We start from the raw sequence: 21,001 nt of genomic DNA on the forward strand, positions 1-21,001 counted from the left end.
TCGAAGGACGCGCGCTGGCCAATGGCCACAAGACCGTCGTGTTCCGGGACTGAGGCGATGAAAGTGATCGACGGAAAGGCAGCGGCGGCGGCGATCCGCGCCGAGGTGGCGGCCGAAGTGGCGGCGCTATCGTTCGTCCCCGGCCTGGCGGTGGTACTGGTAGGGGCGGATCCCGCCAGCCAGGTCTATGTCCGCTCCAAGGCGAAGCAGACGGTGGAGGCGGGCATGGCCAGCTTCGAGCATCGCCTGCCCGCCGATATCGACGAAGCGACGCTGATGGCGCTGGTCGCGCAGCTCAACGCGGACGATGCGGTGGACGGCATCCTCGTCCAGCTCCCCCTTCCCGCGCAGATCGATGCCGAGCGGGTGCTGCGCGCGATCGACCCGGCGAAGGACGTCGACGGCTTCCACCCGGTCAATGTCGGGCTGGTCGCCACCGGCACCGGCGGGATCGTGCCCTGCACCCCAGACGGCGCGATGGCGCTGATCCGGTCTGTTCAGCCGCAGCTGGACGGGCTGAACGCGGTGATCGTCGGCCGGTCGAACATCGTCGGCAAGCCGATGGCGCAGCTGCTGCTGGCTGCGAACTGTACCGTCACCATCGCCCATTCGCGCACGAAGGATCTGGCGGCGGTGGTGCGCGGCGCGGACGTGCTGGTCGCCGCGGTCGGTAGGCCGGAGATGATCCGCGGCGACTGGATCAAGCCCGGTGCGCTCGTGATCGACGTGGGCATCAACCGCGTGGACGCGGGCGAGGGCAAGGCGCGGCTGGTGGGCGACGTCGCTTATGACGAGGCGGCGACGGTGGCGGGCGCGATCACCCCGGTCCCCGGCGGCGTGGGCCCAATGACCATCGCCTGCCTGCTGCGCAACACCCTGCGCGCCGCGATCGCTCGGCGGGGCTGATCGGATGTCGCCCCGGGGCGCCGCCCCGGGGTGACCGGGCGGATCATCCCTTCGCCATCCGCTTGGTCTTGTCCGGATCGTCGAACGGCAGCGTCGCCGCCACCGCCTTCGCGGTCATCTCGGCACCGCGCAGCTCCAGCGGCGTGCCTGCCACGGCCTTGTCCACGTCGAGCCGAGCCAGCGCCAGCGAGCGGTTAGTCAGCGTGGAATACATGCCCTGCGTCACCACGCCCACCTGCCGCTCGCCATCGAACAGCGGATCGCCATTGGCGGCGGCCTTGTCCGCCTCCACCTCGACTCCGAAGATCTTGAAGCGCTCCTGGCCCTTCGCGCGATAATGCGCCTCCGCGCCGCGGAAGCCCGTCTTGCCGGGGCTCACCGTGAAGTCGAGCCCCAGTTCCCACAAGGTGTCGCCCTGCGGCCCCTGCGGGAACGGATAGACCTGCGAGTTGTCGAACGGGAAGAACAGCAAATAACTTTCGACCCGCAGCGCATCCAGCGCGCTGAACGCGGCGGGCACGATGCCCATCTCCGCCCCCTCGCTCACGATCCGGTCCCAGATCGCCCCCACGTCGCGCCCCCGCGCGAAGATCTCGTATCCGCGCTCGCCGGTGTAACCGGTGCGCGAGATCATCACCGCCTTGCCGAACAGCGTGGTGGAGACATGGCCGAAATACTTGAGGTCGCGGATGCCCGGCACGTGCTTCGCCAGGAAATCCACCGCTAGCGGCCCCTGCAGCGAGATGTCGTGGATGTCGTCGTCGAAGACCATCGCGGCGTTGCGCCCCACCACTGCGGGCGCCAGCACGTCGTGCGCGCTGCCGCCGCCGTGGACCACGAACCAGTCGTTGGGCCCCTTGCGATAGAGGATTCCGTCGTCGATGAACGTCCCCTCCTCGCTCAGGAAGCAGCAATAGGCGCAGCTGCCCGGCAGAATCTTCTCGACGTTGCGGGTGGTGGCATGGTCGAGGATCGCGGTGGCGTGCGGGCCCACAAGGTGCAGCTTGCGCAGGCCGGAGACGTCCATCAGCCCGGCGCGGGTGCGGATCGCGACATGGTCCTCGGCCGGGTCGTGGTCGTAGGTCCACGGCGTCGGCATGCCGATCCAGTCCTCGAGGTTCGAGCCGAGCGCGCGGTGCCGGTCTGCAAGCGCGGTGGTACGCCAGGAATTCGCCATGAAATCTGCGCTTTCGGTTGGATGCGTGCGGCCCGGCCCCGGGGACGAAAGCCCCGCGGAGCCCGCCGACGGCATCGGGCCATCGGGAAGGCCAAAGGCGTAGCGCAGCGGTTATTGACAAACAAGTTTCTTCACAGGAAAGTTGCACTAGGCCGCTCGTTCGAGACCGGCGACCAATGACGAACGGGCGCATGATCGATCAGGGCATCAAGAGCCGTCCCCTCTATTCGCCGATCCGCCGCGATCCGGCGGGGCGGCTGCATCTGCTACTCGCCGATCTTCCGCAGCTGCCGGACGGGGCGATGGCGGACGATCCGTGCGACTATGACGAACGCTGGTTCGTCGCCGCGCACAGCCGCGCGATCCCCTCCCCGACGCCGGCCACCGACCAGGCGTTTCGTGCCGCGCAGCATCTGCTGATCGCATTGCGCCACCGGCTCGCCCGCGAGACGATGGGATTGCGCCTCTACGCCATCGGCCGCGAGCCTTTCCTGTGGGAGGTGAACGCCGTCGCCGATGCGGCGGGGATGTCTCCTGCGGAGGTGCGTCTGTTCGCGCACGGCAGCGCCGCCCGCCGGGTATTCTGCAATCACTGCCGCACGATCACCCAGGGCGTGACGACCAATATCGTCGCCTGCGCCGGGTGCGGTGCCCATCTGTTCGTGCGCGATCATTTCTCGCGCCGGCTCAACGCCTTCGCCGGGGTGCAGGTCGATGCAGAAGTGCCGGGCGACCTGCCCGAGCGGGAGATCCTCTATCCATGACCGGCACCGGCGCGATCATCCTGCGCGTGCGGGCGCTGGAGCCACTTTCGGGCTCGTTGCGACGCGTCGTGCTGGAGCCCGCGGACGGCGGGCAGCTGCCGCTCGCGCTGCCCGGCGCGCACCTGCCGCTGACGCTGTCCGGCGGCGACCGGGTGTTCCGCAATTCCTATTCGCTCACCTCCTCGCTGGACGAGCGATCGCGCTACGACATCATCGTGCGCAGGGCGGAGCGGTCGCGTGGCGGATCGGCGTTCATTCACGAGGCGCTGGCGCCGGGCGATACCGTGCGTGCCGCCGCGCCGAACAGCTTCTTCCCGATCCAGGCGCGTGCCCGCAAGCACCTGCTGATCGCGGGCGGGATCGGCATCACGCCCTTCCTGTCCTTCCTGCCGGTGCTGCGCGAGCGCGGCGCCTGGCATGAGCTACACGTCTATGCGCGGCGCGAGGAGTTGCCTGTGTTCGAAGCGCTGCTGCGCGACGCGGGCGGCAACATCCACCTCCATCCCGCGCGCGATGCCCGGCCGATCCGCGCGCTGCTCGCGGCCCAGCCCCTGGGCACCCAGGCTTATACCTGCGGGCCGGAGGCGATGATGGCCGCGGTCCACGCCGCCGCCGCCGAGCTGGGCTGGCCCGCCGGCCGGGTCCAGTCCGAGAACTTCGGGGCGGCGGGTGGCGAGCCCTTCACGTTGCGCCTGGCCCGCAGCGGTGCCGAGATCGCAGTGCGCGGCGACCAGACCATGCTGGAGGCGCTGGAACAGGCGGGCGCTCCCGTGCGCTCGCTGTGTCGAGGCGGCGCGTGCGGTGAATGCGTGACCGGCGTGATCGACGGAACCCCGGACCATCGCGACCATTTCCTCAGCCAGGCGGAGAAGGCGTCGGGCACGCTCGTCATGCCCTGCGTGTCACGCAGTCGCACCCCTATCCTGACCCTTGATCTCTGATCGGAGCGCGCGATGACCCTTCAGTTCAAGACGGACGAGACCTTCCGCGACGATTTCCGCTATTCGAACAGCGAGGCGGCGATCCTGCGCTTCCCGTTCCCGTTCGTCGAGGACAGCTACATGTACTCGGTGAACATCGAGCCGCACGTCCCGCGCGGCGACGGCGGCGTGTTCGATGCCGCCTTCGATGTGGACGAGCATTATGTCGCCGAATGTCGCGAACGCGCGCTGGTGCTGGCGCAGGACCCCAATCGCTGCATCGTCCTGCCGCACATGATGCCCGCGCAATGGGACACGCTGGAGCTCATCATGGAGAGCCTGGCGCGCGATTACCCTGCGCATTTCACGCTGGAGCGCGACGGTCGCGCCTGGCACTGGATCAACCGGCCGCTCGGCATCGACCAGCGCTTCACCTTCGGAGAGGTCGCCAGCCTGCCCTGCCCGCCGTTCGAGTATATCACCCGTCAGGCGCAAGGGGATTTCACCCTGCAGGACCAGCGCAACGACAACATCTACGTCGATGGCGGCATGGTGACGACGCAGGCGGACTGGTCGCTGGAGTTCAACGTCGGCATGACGTTCCACGAATGGCATGGGCCGGTGCCGCTGGCGCACGACATGGGCGTGTTCGATCGCGCGCTTCAGTTCATCATGCGCATCCAGCATGGCAAGCCGGTGCGGCGGCTGAACTGGACGATGACGGTGAACCCCCGCCTCGATACCTCGCCGGAGAATTATCCCATCTGGGGCCCGGACCGGACGACGGTCACGCCCGAGAACGTCGGCGGCAAGCTGTACCTCCGCGTGGAACTCCAGACATTGTTTCGCCTGCCACGCTCCAACGCGGTGTTGTTCGGCGTGCGCTGCTACCTCGCCAGCATCGAGGAACTGGCGCGCGTGCCCAAATGGGGCCGCCGCCTGCATCGCGTGCTGCGCGGCCTGCATTCCGATCTGGAAGGCTACAAGGGTCTCACCCGCTACCGCCAGACCGCGGTCGACTGGCTGGCACGGTTCGACGACGGGGCGGAGACCTCGCCGGGGATCGCGCCCGATGTGGATTGGCTGGAGCGGGCGTGACCGCTTAACCCTGCGGCAGCTGCGCCGCGAACCGCTTCAGCACCGCCTCGGGCATGTGCCACGTCCCCCGGAACCCGCGGCTGATCGCCAGCGCCTCGCCCGGTCCGAACGCCTTCGTCTCGCCCGTATCGGCGTCGGTCACCTCGATCCGCCCCTCGATCACCACTGCCATTTCGTCGAAGGGATAGTCGGTCAGCTCCATCGTGCCGGGCGTGCAGCGCCACACGCCCGCGATGAACCCCGCCTCGCCCGCGAAGAACACGTCGAGCACCTGCTCACACTCGCCCGCGACGATCCGGCCCAGCGTGGCCGGGCCACGCACTTCGGAGCCGCTGTTGCTGCCGGCCGGGTCGATGAAGAAGAGCTGCTGCGCCATGGTCGGGTCTCCGTCTGGGGTCAAAGGGGTGGGCCGGCGTCGCGCGCCTCGGCCCAGCGTTGCGCGATCACCGCATAGGTCTGCACGTCGACGGGCGCGAAACCGGTGACGCACAGCGCGTCGGCCCGCACGGCGTCATCGAAGCGCAGCAGCGTGGAACGCAGCCGCTCCACGATCGCCGGGTCCACGACGGGCGCGGCCGCGAGGAACGGCATCGGCGTGGGATCGGTGGTGTCGATCACCCGCAGCGCCACGCCCAGCGTGGGTTCGTGGCGCACCATCAGCGCCCAGGCGAAGCTGTCGAGGGGACCGACATCGATGTCGCCGGCCAGCAGCGCCTGCACCACCCGCCGCGGCGTGGTCAGAGGCCCGACGGTCTCGCGATACAATGGAGCGTCGCCGCGATGGCGCAGCAGATGGTGCCGCACCGCCGCCAGCCCGCTCTGCGAGTCCACGACAGTATAGCCGATCCGCTCGCCGAACGTGTCCGCCAGCCCGGTCGCCGGATGCTCGCGCCGCACCAGCAGCAGCGTTGCGTAACAGGGCGCACCCTCGATCGGGCCTGCCGCCGGCACCGGCGCCGCGATTGGTTGCAGCGCGCGATGGTGAAGCTGGAACGGCAGGCCGCACACGAAGCCGCAGCCCAGGTCCGGCCGCGTCCACAGGTCCGCCAGCGGCGCCGGAAACGCATGGTCGATCACCGCCAGCGCCACGCCGCTTTCCCGCGCGAGCCATCGGAACAGCGCGCGCCATGCCTCGGCCGCCGCAGGGTTCACCGCGTACATGCGCGCATTCGCGATCAGCGGGGCGCCGGGCCGCGCCATCTCAGCCGAAGCGCAGCCGCTGGCAGATCCCCATCGCCTTCGCCTTCTCCAGCATCGCATGGCCCAGCGCGATGTCTGAAAGCGAAAGGCCGCGATGCCAGAAGAGGTTGGTCTCGTTGCCGCTTTCGCGCCCTGGCTTCACCCCGGCGACGATCTGGCCCAGCTCGGCATGCAATGTCGCCTCGCTCAGCCGCCCGGTCTCGACATGCGCACGCAGGCTGCCGAACGGGCCGCCCCGGCACTGGCCCCAATCGTCGACCACCATCTTGTCCATGACGTCGGTCAGCGACAGCTCCACCGCGCTCATCGTGCCATACGGGACGACGAAAGCGCCCGGGCTGATCCATTCAGTCCTGAGCAGCGGGGTCGGCGCATTGAGCCGAGAGGCCTCGACCACGATGTCCGCATCGCGCACGCAGCCTTCCCAGTCCGCGGTGGCGATCACCGGCTTGCCCAGGTCCCGCTCCAGCCGCCGGGCGAAGCCGTCGCGGCTTTCGGGCCGGCGGGAATGGACGCGAATCTCGTCGAAATCGAACAGGCGGTCCAGCAGCCGCACGTTCCAATAGGCAGTGCCGCGCGCGCCGATATGTCCCAGCACCTTCGATCCCGGCCGCGCGAGATACTTGGCGCCGACCGCGGTGACCGCGCCGGTGCGCATGTCGGTGATCCCGCTGGCATCCAGCATCGCGCGCGGCACGCCGGTACGCGGATCGAACAGCAGCAGGATCGCCAGTTCGGAGGTCAGGCCCAGGGTGTAGTTTTCGACGAAATCGCCGACCACCTTCACCCCGGCGGAATCGATCTCCCCGGCCATCGCGCCGCGCAGCACGTTGAAATGGCCGTTGGCGACGCCGGGCTGGAGGTGGACGCGCGGCTCGATCACCGTCTCGCCCCGCCCTTGTGCCGCTAGGCTCGCCTCGATCGCGGTCAGGATTTCGTCGTCGGTCAGCGCCAGCGCCTCGACGTCCAGCCGGTTGAGATAGTCGATGTAGATCGGGGGCATCGGACCGCTAGCGCTTGGCGCGAACCGGCTCGGCACGCGGGATCGTGGGCGTGCCGCCCGGCATCGGCACCGCGGTATCGGCATAGAAACGGGTCGGCGCGGTATCGCGGATCATGCGCGAGGCCAGGTTGCCGGGCATGTCCGCCATCGGCTTGGCTTCCGGCTCCGCCTCCCCCGTCCGCGCCACCGCAATCTGCGATCCGGCGGAGGGCTGGCGGAACGGCACCTCGGCGCGCAGCCGCTTCCACAGCGGCGTCACCACGCTGCCGAAGTCCCGATCCGGCTTCTCCAGCGCGCGGATGTCCAGCCAATAGGCGGCGTTGAGCATGTCCTGCCCCAATATGTCCTGCGCGACATGCATCGCCTGGCGCAGCCGCATCAGCTTCAGCATCGGCACCGCGTCCAGGTCCCCCACCCCGCGGTCCGCGGTCACGCCATCGGGGGAGACGGGGTTTGCGAGCGGCTTCAGCTCCTGCCAAAGCGCATCGGCGATCGCGCCCCCGCCCCCGCCGTTAACCGATCCGGCACCGCCGCCATGTTTGGCCAGGAAGTCCTTCGCGTCCACCCCGGTGAAGAAGGCGTCCTCGAAACGGTGGATCCGCTCCACCACCGCCACCATCAGGCTGGCGAGCGGGATTGTCACCTGTTCCACGGTATCGACCAACGGGTGCGGGTCCCAATTGGCGTTGGAGAGGACATAGCCGCCCACCCCCTTGCTCCACGTGCCGCCCTTCACGTGATATTTCATCATCTGCGGCGTGGAGAGTTCCCAGCTGTCACCGGGGTCGATCCCGGGCCTGACGGTGGGATTGTGGTCGGTCGAGTTGAGCTGGACCAGCACGGTATCGCGAAGCTTCGCCCAGCTTTCCCACAAGCTGCCGACGCGCCACACGGTCGCGCGCAGGCTCTCGGGGTCCTGGATGATCCTGGGCTCGCCATTGAAGACATAGCTGCCGCGCAGCATCTCCAGCGCCCGCCGGGCGGCGTAGTTCGGCCAGGCGAACGGCCGGACCGACTGAACCGGCATGGTAATCGGGCCGATGCTGCCGTTCATCGCGGCCAGGTCCATCGCCCAGATCAGGTCGTGCCACTGCAACGTCTGGTGCAGGTCATGCACCAGGAGTGCGGCGAAGCCCGCGGTCAGCGCGCTGGTGGTGACGAGCGCGCCGTCCCCGCCCGAGAGCTGCACCGGCCTCAGCCCGGCCGCTCGCAGCGCCGCCGCGGCCTGCATCCTGCGGCCCTTGTAATAAGCGAAGCCATGGCCCTGGAGCGTCTGGCCGGTCGGCACGAAATCCGCCTCGCCGATCGCCCCGCGCCAGTAGACCGCGGGCGTCACCCCGGCGTTGAGCAGCGCTGCGATTCCCTCCACGAAAGCGGGGCTCGCCGCCAGGTAACGCATGTTGTTGAGGTCGACCGCCAGCATCGCGCGGCCCACCTCCTCCTCGGGAATGTCGGCCCCGAACCCGAACGGCAGCCCGTTCGACGGCCGGGCGGCATAACGTCGCGCGATCTCCGCCTCGTAGCTTGCCGATCCCGGCGCCCCGGTCAGCGATACCTCCTCGCGCCCCGATCCGGGCCGCCGGTTGAAGAGATAGACCGGCACGCCCTCCGCCTGCGCCTGGAGGAGCAGGCCATAGGACGCGGCGGCCCCGTCGCGCAGCGTATCGGCGATCGTGACCTTCGCGCCGTGCCGCGCGATGGCGACCAGGTCTTCGATGGTCAGGTCATGCCCCGTCAGCGTAACGGTCCTCGCCGCCTGGCTTGCCATAATCGGCTGATACGGCACCGCCACGCGAGCCTCCACCGGGGCGGAGGTTTGCGCCGCAATCGGTGCCGGACACATCAGCCCGGCGGCCATGAGAGGCGCGAGAGCAGCGCCCGCCCGCCTCACTGGCCCTGCGCCACCGGCAGCGCCAACGTCTCGGGCATCTTGGGCCCGGCGGGATAGAACTGCCGCGCGGGAGTCGCCGTGATGTAGCGGTAGACCGCGCGTCCCGCCGCGGCACCACGGCCGCCAGCGCGGCCCAGCGGCCCCGAGGCAAGCGGCGCGGCGGTCCGGAGCCCCGCCAGCGCGGCGGTCGGAACAGTGCCGAATGACCGCTTCGGATCCTGTGCCTTTCGCACCTCCATCCAGTTGCTGGAGACGATCAGGTCCTGCGCCAACAGGTGCCCGGTAAGGTCCACCGCCTGGCGCGCCCGCTTCACCTTCAGCCGCGTCTCGGCCTGCAGATCCTCCACCGTCGCCACGATCGGCTGGCCCTGCGGCACCACCGGATTGATCAGCCCGGTGATCTCGATCCACAGATCCGCGGGCAGATATCCACCTGCGAACGGCAGTGCCGCCACCTGTTCGGGCGTCATCACGTCGGAGGGCTCGATCGCGGTGAAGAAGGGATTGGTGAAGCGCTCGATCCGCTGCACCAGCACCACGCCCATGTTGGCGATGGCGATGGTCAGCCCCTCCACCTGGTTGGCCAGCGGATAGGGATCCCAGTTGGCGTTGGAGAAGATGTACCCGCTTTTGCCCCCGCTCAGCTTGCCGCCCTTGATGTAGAACTTCATCATCTGCGGGGTCGAGAGTTCCCAGCTGTCACTGGGCTTCAGGCCCGGACGCACTGCCGGATTGTGATCGGAGGAATTGATCGCGATCAGCACGCTGTCGCGTACCTGCGCCCAGGATTGCCACGCCGATCCGGTGCGCTGGGTGGTCGCACGCAGGCTCTCCGGATCCTGGATGATCCGCTTGGGGTCGGCGTCGAGCAGGTAACTGCCGCGCACCATGTCCAGCACGCGCGCCGCGTCCCAGTTGAGCCAGGGATAGGGACGGTTGGTCTGCACCGGCATCGAGATCGGGGTGACGCTGGAGTTCATGCCCAGCAGCGCCATCGCGGTATCGATGTCCATCCATTCCAGCAGGTTGCGGGTATCCTCCACCACCAGCGCGGCCTGGGCGGTGAAGAAGGCGTTCGTGCTGACCAGTGCGGCGTCATCCGCGCCGAACGGCTCCAGCGGCTTCAGCCCGGCCGCCGCCAGCGCATCCGCCGCGGGCATCCGTCTGCCCTTGTAATAGACGAAGCCCTTGCCCACCATCGCCCGGCCCACATCGGCCAGCTGGGCCAGGTCACCCTCGCCCAACGTGCCTGCGCTGCCGATCACGGGGGTAATGCCGGCGTTGATCATGTCGGTCAGCATCTGGGTCAGCGCGGGGCTCGCCGCCTCATAGGTCATCGCGTTGGCTCGGATCGCCATCATCGCGCGCACAATATCCTCGCGATCCACCTCGGGGTCGTAGGAGGCGCCCTCGCCGCGCGCGAAGCTGGCCATCTGACGCGCCTTCAGCAGCGCGGTATTCTCCGGCGTGGTCGGGTCGCCCGAGAAGATCACCGTCTCCCGCTGCGATCCCGCCCCGCGATTGAACCAGTAGACGCTCACCCCCTCGGCGGCGGCCTGGAGCAGCAGGCCGTACGCGTCGGCGGAGCGCTGCTTCGCCTCCGGCGAAAGCCTGATCTTCGCGCCGTGCCGCGCGATCCGCATCAGCTGTTCCAGTGTCAGGTCGCGACCGGTCAGCGTGATCGTCTCGCTGGTGCCGTCCCAGGTGATCGGCGTATAGGCCAGCGGCCCCTCCGCATCGCTTGTGCCCGCCATCGCCGGCGCCGCCGCCACCAGAGCCAGCGACCCCACCGCCGCTAGAAACATGCTGCTCAACCGCATCTGCGCCCTTTCTGCTGTAGCGACAAAAAAGAAAAACGGGCGCCCGTTGGACGGGCGCCCGCAGGAGGATCAGAACCGGACCCGCAGTTCCACGCCGGCCTCCAGCGGCCGGCCCGGCGTGTAGCGATCCACGCCCATGCCGCCGGTATATCCGGTCCGGCCCAGTTGGGTCACCTTGTCGAGCAGATTGGTGCCCCAGGCGGAGATCGACCACGGGCTGTCCGGCGAGGGCGTGTAGTTCAGCCGCGCGCCGACCAGCGCATAGGCCGGCAGGTCGCAGGTGGAGATCTGCGGCACGGTGGCGCTGCCTGCGGTATAGCAGGCGGGCTTCTTCCCGATGCCGCGCACGTCGACCGTCGGGGTCAGGAGGCCTTCGCCGCCCACATGGAAGTCGTAGCTGATCGCACCGCTGAACTGGTATTTCGGCGCAGAATTTACCGGCGTGTCGAGCCCGATCAGTGCGCCGGGCGTGATGCTGGTATACTTCTGGTCCAGATAGGAGGCGTTGCCGCGGATCGACAGATCCGGGGTCGGCCGTGCGCTGAACTCCACCTCGAAGCCCGCCTGCCGCGCGGTCGCCGCGGTGGCGAACTGGCGGGTAGTGATGCCGCCGACGACGACCAGGACGGTCGACTGGATATCGCTGTAATCCTGGTAGAAGCCCGAAAGGCTCACCTGCAGACGCCGCTCGAACAGGTCGGCCTTGATACCGCCCTCGTAGGACCACAGCTTTTCGGGGCTGTAGGTGGAGGCATATTCGCCACCCGGCGGAGTCGCGCCGATCTGCTGGTTGAAGCCACCGGCATTGTAGCCATGGGCCACGGTCGCATAGGCGAACAATTCGGGCGAAAAGGTGTAGGACAGCTGGAACTTCGGATCGAACCCGTCCCAGTTGTTCTTGCCCCGCGCGGTGAACGGCGCGCCGCCGCAGTTCGCGATCCCGCCGATGAAGTCACCGATGAAATAGCCGCAGCTCAGCGTCACCCCGTCGCGAACATAGGTGCCGCCATTGCCCGCGTAGAAAACGTAGCTGGAGCCTTCCTTCTCGTCATAGGTGTAACGGCCGCCGACGGTCAGCTCCAACTCGGGCGTGAAGTTGAACGAGGCTTGCGCATAGGCGGCGTAGCTCTGATACTTCAGTCGGCCATCATAGATGTAACCCAGCGGGTCGATCCAGTCCGGACCGGTATCCTGTAGAAACCTGGTCTTCTGGTAGAAATAATACAGGCTGGCCAGGAAATCGAGCCGGTCGTCCAGCAGGCTGCCGCCGATGTTCAATTCCTGGGTGAACTGGTCGGTGACTGTGTGGTCGTTTTCGGCATAGATGTCGTTCGGCGCGTGCAGCGTCGGCGTGTAGAAGGACGCGTCGTTGCGGCGATACGCGGAGATCGATTTGATCGTCAGCGAATCGCTGATGTCATAGGAGGCACGTGCGTTGATCGTATAGACGTCGGTGTCGTTGTAAGGCCCCTTCCCCTGTTGCCGCACGAATGGCGCGCCGGCATCGCCGCCCGCTGCTATGTCGGTGATCACCGCGCTGGTCGGCAGCGTCAGCGTCGCGCCGCCATAAACGGTATAGGGATCGCCGATCACCGGATAGGCGGTGCAGAACGGGACGCTGTGCAGCGCGTTGTAGTTGACCACATAGGCGGCAGTATTCAGGCAGCCCACCGGGATGGTCGCGCCGCCGTCGGTGCCGGAGGTGTTGTACTCACCCAGCAGGTCCAGCCGGAAGCCGCCGCTGTCGGCGCGTAGCTGCAGGCGGGCGGACTTGTTGTCCACGTCACCGCTTTCCCCATCGTCGAGGAGGTGATCGATAAAGCCGTCGATCTGCTGGGTACGGAAGCTGAAGCGCGTGGCGACCCCATCGGTGATCGGCACGTTGATCGCGCCCTCGGTCTCCAGCCGAGCATAGGTGCCGGCGCGCAACTGGACATAGCCCTCGAACTGGTCGGTGGGCCGCTTGGTGGTCAGCAGCACCGCGCCCGCCGTGGTATTCTTGCCGAACAGCGTGCCCTGCGGGCCCTTGAGCACCTGGATCGATTCGATGTCGTAGAAATAGAGGTCGTTGCCCTCCTGCCGCGCGACGTACATGTCGTCGACGTAGAAGCCGGCCTTGGCATCGGAGTTCACCTGCGCGGAGGTCTGGCCGACGCCGCGGATGGTGAAGCTGGTACCCCCCGACAGCAATGCCACGATCTCCAGGTTGGAGACACGGCCGCGCACATCGGCGAAGTTGCGCACGTTCTGCTCCACCAGGTCATCGCCGCTCAGCCGGGTGATCGACACCGGGGTCTTGAGCAGGCTCTCCTCGCGGCGGCGTGCCGTGACCGTCACTTCGTCGGCCATCGGATCATCCAACGAAGATGCCGTCGCAGCGACCTGGGGTTCGGCCGCAGCGGCCGCCTCGACCATCGGGGCCTGCGGCTCGGCCGCCTCGGCAGCAGCTTGGTGCCCTACCAAGGCCATGCCGCTCGCCGTCACTGTCATCGCGATGCGGAAGTTCCGCGCCATCCGGCGCACACGCCCTGCGCTTACCCGATCATAGCCCATGCGGAAGTCCCCCAAAATCGGTTACGGACGGCCCCGTGCTCGCCCGATCCTCTCCGAAACTATTTTTCCTGAGGGGAAACATGCCAGAGGGCCGGAGACTCGCAAGATGCGCGTTTTCCGGGATGGGTCATAAGTCGAACCGCACACCTATCCGTGCAGCTTCAGGGGCTCCGCCGGGGCAGGCGGCCGGGCGCCCAGCGAGTCGCGCAGCAGGCGCACCAGCTCTCGCTCTGCCGGCGCAAGGCTTCGGTCGGCGGAATAGATCACGTACAGCCGCCGCTGGATCACCGGGTCTATGATCGGATGCGCCACCAGCTCGCCGGCCAGCAGTTGCTGGCTCACCGCAGAGGCGGGCAGCACCGTGGCCACCGCCTCGCGGGAAAGCAGGGCGATCAGCAGCGTCAGCGCGTCGATCTCGTGGCGCGGGCGCAGTTGCACGTCCTTGTCGCGCGCGGCATCGTCCAGCAGCCGGCGCAGCCCGAACAGGCCGGTCGGCAGGGCCAATGGCAACCGGGCCAGGTCCACCAGCCGCACCGGGCCGGGGGGCAACAGGTGGTGGCGCGGATCGACGATCAGCGCCAGCTCGTCGCTCGAATCGAGCGGCAGGCGCGGCATCTGCGACAGTGCGGTCTCCACGATCGCCAGCCCCACCTGCCCGCGCTGCACCCAGGTCTTGAGCGTCCCGTTCGGTGCCTCCCGGATCGTGACGCTCATCCGCGGATGCCGCTGGCGCAGCGCAATCACCGCATCGGCGATGCGGTTCACCAGATGGCCCTGGTGGCTTACGGAGGGCAGCACGCCCAGGCTCAGCTGTCCGCCGTCGCCGATCGACGCGGCCATGCCGCCGATCTCCAGCTCGCGCAACCGCCGCTCCAGCAGCCGGGTGGAGACCGCGAAGGCGGCACTGTGCGGCGTGCGGATCAGCCCGAAGGACTTGCGATCGAACAGCGACACGCCCAGCGACGATTCCAGCTTCAGCAGCTGCTGGCTCAGGGCGGGCTGGGCCACGCTGGCGACTCGCGCCGCGGCGGAGACCCGGCCCGACTCATATGCCAGATTGAAGTAGCGCAGCCGCCGCTCGGTCAGGACCGGCGCCAACACCGGCGCCGGCGCCCCCTCCTCCAGCGCCCGGCGCAGCCGCGCGGCGAAGCGTACCGCCAGCGCACTGCCGTCGGTCCGCGCCACCATCGTGCTGGCGACGGGCGGATCGAGCGGCGTCGCCTCAGCATGCGATCCGCCGGGGCGCATGCCGACCGCGCTCGCCGGCAGCAGCAGCGTCCGGTCGGGTGTGTCGTCCAGCAGTTGCGGCCAGTCCCCCGGCGCCCGTCCCGAAACCTGCAGCTCCAGCCCCTGCGTGCTGCCATAGCCCAGGATCTGCTCCAGCACTGCCGGGGCGAAGCGCGGGACGATCGCGGGGCCTACCGGAGCGGCCGGATCGGCGAAGGGTATCTCGAGGTCCGAAGGTGCATAGCGGCGACGCACCTGCATCCACGGGTCCTCGCGCAGGAACACCTCGCCCAGTGTCGGATCGGCTCCGCGCGCCACCGCCTCGATCGTCACCGTCCCGCGCTCGGCGAAGTCAAGCACCGCATCGACATCGGCGAAGGGCGCGTCCTCCTCCATCGACCAGACCGGCTGGACCAGCGTCAGCGGCTCGTCGTCGGCAGTAATCGCGATCGCCCGGGCCAGCGCGGCGCGGAACCGCCCGAAGGCGAAACGCAACGATAGGTTGATCTCCAACCGCGCGATCGCGGCCTCTGGTGGCGCCACGATCCGCCGCCGCGCGAACGCCTCGATCAGCAGCAGAGAGGTCGCGGCGCGATAAAGCCAGTGCGCCACCGGCTGCAGCGCCAGCCCCGCGCCCTGCTTGCGGAACAACGGCACCCCCAGCGCCGCCTCCAGCGATTTCAGACTGGCGCTGATCGTCGAGGGCGCGATGCCCAATTCCCGCGCCGCAGCACCCAAGCTCTCGTGCTCGCAGGCGACGACGAAATAGTTCAGCGACTTGAAATCGAGCATCTCGCCTCCCCGCTTAGGCGAAGGGAAGCATCAAGGTGACGGGTTTGTAACCGTTCTGTCAACTGCCCTGCTGCGACGCAGCATCGCAACCGCGTCAGGCGGTCGCGCGCACCAAATGCACCTGTGCCGGAAGCAGCAGACCCTGCGGTCCGTGATGATCCGCAAGCCGCGCCACCAGATCTGCGCGCGCCGCCTCATGCACGGCAGGCTCCGCCTCGCGCATCGCATCGGCGATCGCGCTGGTCCGCAGCATCAGCTCCGCCGCGTCCTCCAGCCGCGTCCCTGCCGGCGCGAACGGCAGCGCGCCCTCCCAGCTGCCAAAGGCCACCTCGGTGAAGCCCGCGCCGGTCAGCAGCCCTTCCAGATATCCCGTGTCGCTGAACGCCAGTGGCCCGGGCCCGCGCGGATCGGCGGGCGCCAGCCCCAGGTGCTCGCGCGCCACCATGCCGGTCGCCACGAACTGCGGATTGACCTCCGCCGGCGCCCATACCGCAAAGTCCAGCCGCCCGCCCGGCGCGATCATCGCGCGCAGGTTCGCCATCGCCGCGGCGGGATCGGCGAAGAACATCACCCCGAATCGAGAGACGAGCCGGTCGAACGGCGCCTGCGGCGGGATCGTGCGCTGCGCATCGCCCGCCAGGAAGGCGGCGGTGTCGATCCCTGCCGCCGCTGCCCGCGCCGCGGCCAAGGCCACCAGCCCGTCGGATATGTCGAGCCCGAGCACCGATCCGCCGGGCGCGACTCGCGCCGCGATCGCCCGGGTCAGCCCGCCGCCGCCGCAACCGATCTCCACCACCCGCTCGCCGGGCGCGAAGCCGCACCAGTCGAGCAGCGCCGCACCGGGCGGGGCCAGCATCGTCTCGAAATGATCGACATTCTCCGCCCAGCGCGCGCCCGCGGTGCCGCTCCAGTCGGCGGGCTGCATCATCGCGGGTGCGGTGCTCATCGGCGGAGATCCTCTCGATTGCGGTGCGCCAGAGGGTAGGCTTCACCGCCGCGCTGCCCAGCCATGCCGCTCCGCATCCCTGGATAAGGCGAACCGAACGGCGCGCACATGAGCGCCGCTTATGCCCAAATTGCGCTTTGCATATTCGTGTCAGGAAAAATGTTTTCGTAGCCATGTTGCGACGCAACCGGGGACGCGATAGCCATGATGTCGATGCGACGCAGAGAGTTCCTCGGTGGCCTCACGCTCGGCGGCTCGGCCCTTGCGGCCGGTCCGTCTATCCTGCTCTCCGCCTGCTCGGGGTCGGGTAATCCCTCCCCGGGTGGCAAGGACGCCACGCTGCGGGTGGTGAACGCGCAGAGCCTTTCCAGCCTCGACCCGATCTGGACGACCGCGCCGGGCACGCGCGAATATGGCTTCCTCACCTTCGATCAGCTGGTCGCGGTGGATGCGAACTATGTCCCCAAGCCGCAGATGGCGGAAGGCTGGACGGTCTCGGACGATGGCCGCGCCTATGCGTTCACCCTGCGCGAAGGGCTGAAGTTCCATGACAACGCCCCGGTCCGTGCGGTCGATTGCATCGCCTCGATCCAGCGTTGGGGCAAGCGGGACAGTTTTGGCCAGCTGCTGATGCCGTACGTCGACTCGATGGCGGCGGCGGACGATCGCCGGTTCACGATCCGGCTGACCCAGCCGTTTCCGCTCCTTCCCGCCGCGCTCGGCAAATCCTCGTCCGCCGCCTGCCTGATCATGCCGGAACGGATGGCGGAGACCGATCCGGGCACCCAGGTGACCGCGGCGATCGGCAGCGGCCCGTTCCGCTTCGTGCGTGAGGAATGGGTGCCGGGCTCCAAGGCGGTGTGGGAGCGATTCGAGGGCTATGTCCCGCGCAGTGAGCCGCCGAGCGGCCTCGCCGGCGGCCGGGTGCCGGCGGTCAAGCGAATCGAATGGTCGCAGATCACCGATGCCTCCACCGCATTGTCCGCGCTCCAGGCCGGCGAACAGGATTATTGGCTGGTCCCGCCGGCGGACCTGTTGCCGCTGCTGTCCGGCAATGCGGACATCACCGTCGGCCAGCGGCTCAGCACCGATACCTGCTTCATGCTGCAGCCCAACCACCAGCAGCCACCCTTCGACAATCCGGCGGTCCGCCACGCGCTCGCCGCCGCGATCGATCAGATGGCGATCATGCGCAGCATCGCCGGGGAGCGGCCACAGGATGCGCACGCCGCGCGCAGCTTCTACGATCGCACCTCCCCCCTTTATACGGAGGCGGGATCGGAGGTGCTGGCGAAGCCGAGTATCGATCGGGCGAAGCAGATGCTCGCCGCGTCTGGCTACAAGGGCGAGAAGGTCGTGCTGCTCAGCGGCGCGGAGGCGCCCGCCTCGAACCTGGGCCAGATCATCGAGGATCTGCTCCGCCGGATCGGCATGAACGTCACGCTCACCACGCTCGACTTCGCCTCGATGATCCAGCGTCGCACCAATCGCGGCCCCATCGACAAGGGCGGCTGGAGCCTGTTCGTCACCGGCTGGACGGGCAGCGACCTGATCGATCCCGCCGTCCACCCGATGCTGCGCGGCGCGGGGTTCGAGGGTTATCCCGGCTGGTGCGACGCGCCGGAGATCGAACGGCTGCGCAAGGCGTGGGTGCTCGCCCCGGAAGCAGAGCAGAAGGCGATCGCGGAGCAGATTCAGGTCGAGGCATTCCGGGTCCTCCCCTATATCCCGCTGGGTGGCACCGTCCCCAGCTCGGCCTGGCGCAAACAGGTGACGGGCGTGTTCAAGGCGCCCTACGGGGTCTATTGGACGGTCGGCAAAAGCGCGTGATCCACCGTCCGCCGCCTCGCCGAAACGATCGCGAGGCAGCGGCATGATCGGCTATGCGTTCCGCCGCATCCTGCTGGCCGTACCGGTGATGCTGGTCGTCACCATCCTGGTCTTCGCGCTCCTCTATTTCGCGCCCGGCGATCCCGCGCTGGTGATCGCAGGAGAGAATGCCACCGCCGCGGATATCGAGCGGATACGCCACGCGTTGCGGCTGGATGATCCGCCCGTCACCCGCTTCGCCGCGTGGGTGATGCAATTGCTGCACGGCGATCTCGGCACGTCGATCTACACCGGCGCGCCCGTCTCCGCGCTGCTCGCGCAGCGCGCGGGCGCCACCGTCAGCCTCATGCTCCTCGCCACCACGATCGCAGTGGTCCTTGGTCTCGCGCTCGGCATCGCCGCAGCAGCCCGGCGCGGGGGGCCGTGGGACAGGTTCCTCTCGGGCTATGCGACGCTCGGCTTCTCGCTGCCGTCCTTCGTTGTCGCCTATGCGCTCGCCTTTGTGTTCGCGACCACGCTGCACCTCGTGCCGGTGCAGGGATTCCGCCCGCTCTCGGCCGGGCCCGGCGCCTTCCTCGCGACCGCGATCCTGCCCGCGCTCTCGCTTGCGATCGTCTTCTCCGCGCTGATCGCCAATGTCACGCGCGGCGCGATGCTCGATGTGCTCCAGCAGGATTTCATCCGCACCGCCGTGGCCAAGGGGGTGCCGCGCCGGACGATCCTGTTCCGCCACGCGCTGCGCAACGCCTCCATCCCGATCGTCACCGTGATCGGAAGCGGCGTACCCGTGCTGATCGGCGGCACCGTGGTGATCGAGGGGATCTTCGTCGTGCCCGGCATCGGCGGCCTCACCGTCGATGCCATTCTCCACCGCGATTATCCGGTGATCCAGGCGGTCGTGCTGATCTCCAGCCTGGTCTACGTCATGGTCAACCTGATCGTCGATCTCAGTTACACCCTGCTCGATCCCAGGATCCGCTATTGAGCACCGTGCTCGCCACCCCGGCCGATGTTCCGGGCGCGGGCGCCTCGCCGCAGCGGCGCATCCTGCTGCGTCTCCCAGAGACCGCGAACCCGGCGCTCGTCGCCGGGAGTGCGATCCTCCTCTTCATCCTTGTCGTCGCGATCACCGCGCCGGTGATCGCGCCCTATGATCCGCTCGCCGTCACCCTGGGCGATCGGCTATTGCCCTGGGGAGGCGCGCACCTGCTCGGCACCGACATGCTGGGACGGGACATCCTCTCGCGCATCATCCATGGCGCACGCACCTCGCTCGCGATCGGCTTCTGCTGCGCCACCCTTTCCACGCTGATCGGCACGCTGATCGGCATGGCGTCCGCCGCCACCCGGCTGGGCGATGCGATCATCATGCGCATCCTCGATGGCGTGATGTCGGTGCCTGCGGTGCTCCTCGCCATCGCGCTGATGGCGATCGCCGGCGGCTCCGCCACCAACGTCGTCATCGCGGTCACGATCGTGGAAATCCCGCGCTGTGCCCGCCTCGCCCGCGGCCTGATGCTTTCGCTGCGCGAGCGGCCGTATGTCGAGGCGGCAATCGCGTCCGGCACCGGGTCGTTCGGTCTGCTCGTCCGCCACCTGCTGCCCAATCTCATGGCGCCGCTGGCGGTGCAGGCCGCCTTCGTCTGGGCCGCCTCCATGCTGATCGAGGCGACGCTCTCGTTCATCGGCGCGGGCGTCCCGCCCAGCACGCCCACCTGGGGCAACATGATCGCGGAGTCGAAGGCGCTGTGGCAGCTGCGCCCCAGCCTGATCTTCCTCCCTGCCGCCGCGCTCACGCTCACCATCCTGGGCGTCAACCTGCTCGGTGAGGGGCTGCGCCATACCTTCGATGTCAAGGAGCGCTGAATGACGCCGCTGCTTGAGGTGGATCACCTCGACGTCGCCTTCCCCTTCCTGAAGGGCCAGCTTCGGGCGGTCGAGGATCTCTCCTTCCATGTCCATGCGGGGGAGACCGTGGCGATCGTGGGGGAGAGCGGATCGGGCAAGTCCGTCACCGCGATGGCGGTGATGCGCCTGCTCGGCGAACGGGTCGCGCTGGGTGGCAGCGTCCGGCTCGATGGGGAAGACCTGATCGCGGCGGATGAGGCGGCGCTGCGCACCGTGCGCGGCAACCGGATCGGGATGATCTTCCAGGAGCCGATGACCGCGCTCAACCCGCTTCACCCGGTCGGCCGCCAGATCGCGGAGGGGCTGCGCATCCATCGCGGGCTGGGCCGGCGCGAGGCGGAGGCCCGCGCGCTGGAACTGCTCGCCACGCTCGGCATCCCCGCGCCGGAGCGCCGGGCGCGCGAATATCCCCACCAGCTCTCGGGCGGGATGCGGCAGCGCGTGGTGATCGCGATGGCGCTCGCCTGCGACCCCGCGCTGCTGATCGCGGACGAGCCGACCACCGCGCTCGACGTCACGGTCCAGGCGCAGATACTCGATCTCCTCCGCCGCCAGAGCCGGGAACGCGGGCTCGGCGTGATCCTGATCACCCATGATCTCGGCGTCGTCGCCGAACTCGCCGATCGGGTCGTCGTCATCTATGCCGGCCGCAAGGTCGAGGAGGGTCCGGTCGCGGACGTGCTGGCGCGCCCCGTCCATCCCTATACCCAGGGGCTGCTCGCGGCGACGCCTCGCCTGTCGGATCAGGGCTGTCGTACCGGGCGCATGACGGAGATCCCAGGGAACGTCCCGCCGCTGTCCCTGCTCGCACCCGCGGGCTGCATCTTCGCCCCGCGCTGCGCCGTCTCCACGCCGCCCTGCCGGGAGGTGCGGCCGCGGCTCAGCGAACTGCCCGGCGCCCGTCGCGCCGCCTGCCTGAAGCTGGAGGAAGCCGCGTGACCGAGACGATCCTCGACGTGCACCAGC

At 68.6% G+C, this 21,001-nt stretch carries 17 protein-coding genes; 8 read left to right on the top strand and 9 right to left on the bottom strand.

The window, feature by feature from the left end; all coding sequences use genetic code 11:
• Positions 1–57 precede the first annotated feature (57 nt).
• Positions 58–906: a bifunctional methylenetetrahydrofolate dehydrogenase/methenyltetrahydrofolate cyclohydrolase FolD gene (gene folD / locus ACFDTH_RS09680; RefSeq protein WP_375287317.1), complete on the top strand. Its 849-nt coding sequence runs from the start codon at positions 58–60 to the stop codon at positions 904–906.
• Positions 907–949: 43 nt separating this feature from the next.
• Here the strand turns inward: folD and ACFDTH_RS09685 are convergent, their stop codons facing one another.
• Positions 950–2,083, bottom strand: a complete 1,134-nt coding sequence (locus tag ACFDTH_RS09685) for an aminomethyltransferase family protein (protein WP_375287318.1) — start codon at positions 2,081–2,083, stop codon at positions 950–952.
• Positions 2,084–2,259: 176 nt separating this feature from the next.
• On the opposite strand from ACFDTH_RS09685, the gene ACFDTH_RS09690 reads away from it, so the two are divergent.
• Genes ACFDTH_RS09690 through ACFDTH_RS09700 form a run of 3 tightly spaced genes read left to right on the top strand, consistent with a single transcriptional unit; the run spans position 2,260 to position 4,865 of the window.
• The gene (locus ACFDTH_RS09690; protein WP_375287319.1) at positions 2,260–2,847 is read left to right on the top strand and encodes a dimethylamine monooxygenase subunit DmmA family protein; all 588 of its coding nucleotides are present in this window, start codon (positions 2,260–2,262) and stop codon (positions 2,845–2,847) included.
• A complete protein-coding gene (locus ACFDTH_RS09695) occupies positions 2,844–3,788 on the top strand; it encodes a PDR/VanB family oxidoreductase (protein ID WP_375287320.1) in 945 nt (314 codons plus the stop codon). The genes ACFDTH_RS09690 and ACFDTH_RS09695 overlap by 4 nt, the downstream gene beginning before the upstream one ends.
• 12 nt (positions 3,789–3,800) lie before the next feature.
• Positions 3,801–4,865 (top strand): DUF3445 domain-containing protein, encoded by a 1,065-nt coding sequence (locus ACFDTH_RS09700; protein WP_375287321.1) that lies wholly within the window; start codon positions 3,801–3,803, stop codon positions 4,863–4,865.
• A gap of 4 nt (positions 4,866–4,869) precedes the next feature.
• Here ACFDTH_RS09700 and ACFDTH_RS09705 read toward each other — a convergent pair whose 3' ends face one another.
• From ACFDTH_RS09705 to ACFDTH_RS09740, 8 genes are all read right to left on the bottom strand, one after another.
• Positions 4,870–5,241: a cupin domain-containing protein gene (locus ACFDTH_RS09705; RefSeq protein WP_375287322.1), complete on the bottom strand. Its 372-nt coding sequence runs from the start codon at positions 5,239–5,241 to the stop codon at positions 4,870–4,872.
• Positions 5,242–5,261: 20 nt separating this feature from the next.
• Positions 5,262–6,065, bottom strand: a complete 804-nt coding sequence (locus tag ACFDTH_RS09710; protein ID WP_375287323.1) for a phosphate/phosphite/phosphonate ABC transporter substrate-binding protein — start codon at positions 6,063–6,065, stop codon at positions 5,262–5,264.
• Between the two features lies 1 nt (position 6,066).
• Positions 6,067–7,068, bottom strand: coding sequence for an ornithine cyclodeaminase family protein (locus ACFDTH_RS09715; protein WP_375287324.1), 1,002 nt, complete (start codon positions 7,066–7,068; stop codon positions 6,067–6,069).
• 7 nt (positions 7,069–7,075) lie between these two features.
• A complete protein-coding gene (locus tag ACFDTH_RS09720; RefSeq protein WP_375287325.1) occupies positions 7,076–8,860 on the bottom strand; it encodes an aromatic amino acid ammonia-lyase in 1,785 nt (594 codons plus the stop codon).
• A gap of 95 nt (positions 8,861–8,955) precedes the next feature.
• The gene (locus ACFDTH_RS09725) at positions 8,956–10,764 is read right to left on the bottom strand and encodes an aromatic amino acid ammonia-lyase (protein WP_375287338.1); all 1,809 of its coding nucleotides are present in this window, start codon (positions 10,762–10,764) and stop codon (positions 8,956–8,958) included.
• Between the two features lie 84 nt (positions 10,765–10,848).
• Positions 10,849–13,128 (bottom strand): TonB-dependent receptor, encoded by a 2,280-nt coding sequence (locus ACFDTH_RS09730; protein WP_375287326.1) that lies wholly within the window; start codon positions 13,126–13,128, stop codon positions 10,849–10,851.
• A 351-nt stretch (positions 13,129–13,479) separates the two neighbouring features.
• Positions 13,480–15,351, bottom strand: a complete 1,872-nt coding sequence (locus ACFDTH_RS09735) for a LysR family transcriptional regulator (protein ID WP_375287327.1) — start codon at positions 15,349–15,351, stop codon at positions 13,480–13,482.
• A 94-nt stretch (positions 15,352–15,445) separates the two neighbouring features.
• A complete protein-coding gene (locus ACFDTH_RS09740) occupies positions 15,446–16,297 on the bottom strand; it encodes a class I SAM-dependent methyltransferase (protein WP_375287328.1) in 852 nt (283 codons plus the stop codon).
• Positions 16,298–16,510: 213 nt separating this feature from the next.
• Between ACFDTH_RS09740 and ACFDTH_RS09745 the strand changes: the two genes are divergently transcribed.
• Genes ACFDTH_RS09745 through ACFDTH_RS09760 form a run of 4 tightly spaced genes read left to right on the top strand, consistent with a single transcriptional unit; the run spans position 16,511 to position 20,974 of the window.
• On the top strand, positions 16,511–18,127 hold the full coding sequence (locus ACFDTH_RS09745; RefSeq protein ID WP_375287329.1) for an ABC transporter substrate-binding protein: 1,617 nt from the start codon (positions 16,511–16,513) through the stop codon (positions 18,125–18,127).
• Between the two features lie 43 nt (positions 18,128–18,170).
• Positions 18,171–19,112, top strand: coding sequence for an ABC transporter permease (locus ACFDTH_RS09750; RefSeq protein WP_375287330.1), 942 nt, complete (start codon positions 18,171–18,173; stop codon positions 19,110–19,112).
• Between the two features lie 5 nt (positions 19,113–19,117).
• Entirely contained in the window at positions 19,118–19,993 is an 876-nt protein-coding gene (locus ACFDTH_RS09755) for an ABC transporter permease (protein ID WP_375287339.1), read from the top strand.
• Positions 19,994–20,974 carry an ABC transporter ATP-binding protein gene (locus ACFDTH_RS09760; protein ID WP_375287331.1) on the top strand — a complete coding sequence of 327 codons (981 nt, stop codon included), beginning with the start codon at positions 19,994–19,996 and terminating at the stop codon, positions 20,972–20,974.
• Positions 20,975–21,001 lie beyond the last annotated feature (27 nt).

Origin of the sequence: Sphingomonas sp., from assembly GCF_042096255.1 — a bacterium.
In the GTDB taxonomy this organism is placed as follows: Bacteria; Pseudomonadota; Alphaproteobacteria; order Sphingomonadales; family Sphingomonadaceae; genus Sphingomonas.